This is a genomic window from Ferrovum myxofaciens (assembly GCF_000735045.1).
GTDB lineage: Bacteria > Pseudomonadota > Gammaproteobacteria > Burkholderiales > Ferrovaceae > Ferrovum > Ferrovum myxofaciens.
The window spans coordinates 1-1,903 of the sequence record NZ_JPOQ01000320.1; the positions used below are offsets into that span (position 1 = coordinate 1).

2 protein-coding genes are annotated in these 1,903 nt (G+C 53.9%); one reads left to right on the forward strand and one right to left on the reverse strand.

The genetic code is table 11. The features are described 5' to 3' along the window. A protein-coding gene (locus IV91_RS0113810; protein ID WP_233418489.1) for an IS3 family transposase occupies nucleotides 1–1,501 on the forward strand; the annotation gives its coding sequence in 2 pieces (ribosomal slippage) (nucleotides 1–435 and nucleotides 435–1,501; 1,502 coding nt annotated over the 2 pieces). This gene is flagged as partial in the annotation. Nucleotides 1,502–1,635: 134 nt separating this feature from the next. Here IV91_RS0113810 and IV91_RS18615 read toward each other — a convergent pair. Further along, a partial coding sequence (locus IV91_RS18615) for a hypothetical protein (RefSeq protein WP_160171594.1) occupies nucleotides 1,636–1,903 on the reverse strand: 268 nt, incomplete at its 5' end.

The following is a 1,903-nucleotide window of genomic DNA, read 5'->3' on the forward strand; positions in this document are numbered from 1 at the left end:
CGGTATTGAGGAAGATGTTGCCCCCGATGAACTGTTCGATCAAGGAATTGGCGAAGCAGGAGGGCATATCAGACGTTACGTTGTATGCTTGGCGCAGGGCAGCAAAAATGGAGGGGATACCGGTGCCAGGAGTTGTGAGAACGGGAGAGGATTGGTCGGCTGAGGCGAAGTTGGCGACGGTGATTGAGACGGCCAATTTGTCTGAGATTGAGTTGAGTGAGTACTGCCGCAGGAAAGGGTTGTACGTGGAGCAGGTCAAGGAATGGTATCAGGCGGCGCTGGACGGTCAGGAACGAGCGTTGGTATCGCGCAAGGCAGAGTTGAGTCGCACACGCAGTGATAACAAGCAGATCAAGTCATTAGAGCGTGAATTGGCCAGAAAAGAGAAAGCCTTGGCGGAGACGGCGGCGTTGCTGGTTCTGTCAAAAAAAGTCGGGGCGATCTGGGGAAGCAACGAGGACGACTGATCAGTTCCCCAGATCGCCAAAGCATGGTATTGCTGATTGAAGAGGCCGTAGAATCGGGTGCGCGTTGTGAGGAAGCCTGCAAAGTTGCAGGGATTGATATACGCACCTTGCAACGATGGCGGCATCGTCCTGAAGATGGAAGGCCGGAGGCTGTGCATCCCATGCCACTGCACAGCCTCACTGATAAGGAAAAAGAGGAGATTCTTGAGGTGGTGAATCAACCGGAATACAAGAGCCTCCCCCCGTCACAGATCGTACCAAGGCTGGCTGACAAGGGGGTCTATCTGGCTTCGGAATCCTCGTTTTACCGGGTGATGAGTGAGGCGGGACAGAACAATCATCGCGGCCGCGCTCAGAAGTCGAGAAAGGTGCCGTTACCGACAACACATACGGCTACGGGACCCAATCAGGTCTGGAATTGGGACATAACATATTTGCCAAGCAGAACCAAGGGGTTGTACTACTACCTGTATATGTTTGAAGACGTTTACAGCCGCAATGCGGTTGCATACGAGGTCCATGACGAAGAAAGTGGTGAGCATGCGGCACGGTTGGTTCAACGAGCTGTGATGTCCCAGGGTTGCTGGGGTGGGTCATTGGTTTTGCATTCGGACAATGGCTCCCCCATGAAGTCGTCCACCCTGTTGGCCAAGTTACACAATCTTGGCATTACTCCATCCCGAAGCAGGCCAAGGGTGAGTAACGACAACCCGTATGCCGAGTCCTTGTTCAGGACGTTGAAATACTGCCCGCAATGGCCTTCCAAAGGGTTTGAAAGTCTCGATGAGGCCAGAGGATGGGTGCGCCACTTTGTGAGTTGGTACAATGAGGAACACTGCCATAGCAAGATCCGGTTCGTCACCCCAGGACAGCGTCATCGTGGCGAGGATCAGGAGATACTGGCCAAACGGCATGCGTTATACCAGACGGCAAAGGAAAAGACGCCTCGACGCTGGACTGGCCAGACACGAAACTGGGCACCGATAGGGGAAGTGCAATTGAACCCTGATCGCAAAAACCAAAAGGCTGCCTGATCATGGTGACCGGTTTGACGACTTGTCCACGGCCGTGGGCGTCGCACGCGACGAACGCGAACGGCGGTGGGCAAGTCAGGTCATTTCATCCACATTATTTGCAGGGGGATGCTCTCTGGAAGTAGAATGAAAACTCAGAAAGTGAAGCGACAAGTATCCTGAAATGCGCCGATTCCGACAAACTGGTCGTGCTGGACGAGATTCAACGCGCCCTGAACCCCTGCCGCCAAACCGTTTTCCCGGATAGCAGACAGTTTTGACGCATCAAGGGTTTCCGAGGAAACCTTGAAGTTGACCAGATCGGTCAGCGATGTGTCATCCGCCGAAAAAGCCGAAAAACCGAAAACGATCCCAGCGGAAAGAACGGCGCATTTTGCCAGTCTTGAACGAACCACCGCGTAC